This is a genomic window from Polaromonas sp. P1_G2, from assembly GCF_056405515.1.
On sequence record NZ_JBFUBY010001413.1, the window covers coordinates 1 to 407 of the forward strand.

The following is a 407-nucleotide window of genomic DNA, read 5'->3' on the forward strand; positions in this document are numbered from 1 at the left end:
GCTGCGCGTCGTGCGGTTGAAGAGCCGCACGCCAAGCTCGGTTTCGAGCCGCCTGACCGCGTCGCTGAGCACCGATGAACTCATGTCGCTTGCCCGCGCCGCCTCGCGAAAACCGCCTGCGCGCGCCACGGCCAGGAACGCACTGACATCCCCCAACTCCAACTTTCCCGGCTTCATATCCCGTTCCCCCAACATTGTCCGTAATTCCGGACAGCCCGTCCGGATTATAGTCGGTTGTCGTGAAATCGATAGAGGCCTATCTGCATTCCTGTCTTTCAATCGGAGACCAGATCATGTCCAATATTGAAAAATCCGGAACCTATGAGCTCGGCGACCGCATGGTCAACCGGCTTGGCTATGGCGCAATGCAGCTTGCCGGCAAGGGCGTCTTCGGACCGCCCAAAGAT

General features: G+C 59.2%; 1 protein-coding gene and 1 pseudogene. One reads left to right on the forward strand and one right to left on the reverse strand.

The features are described from left to right. Window positions 1-195 (reverse strand): helix-turn-helix domain-containing protein (locus AC1D0P_RS30830; RefSeq protein WP_477680206.1); only part of this gene is annotated, 195 nt, incomplete at its 3' end. Between the two features lie 98 nt (window positions 196-293). On the opposite strand from AC1D0P_RS30830, the pseudogene AC1D0P_RS30835 reads away from it, so the two are divergent. After that, window positions 294-407: pseudogene (locus tag AC1D0P_RS30835) on the forward strand (oxidoreductase); the annotation flags it as partial.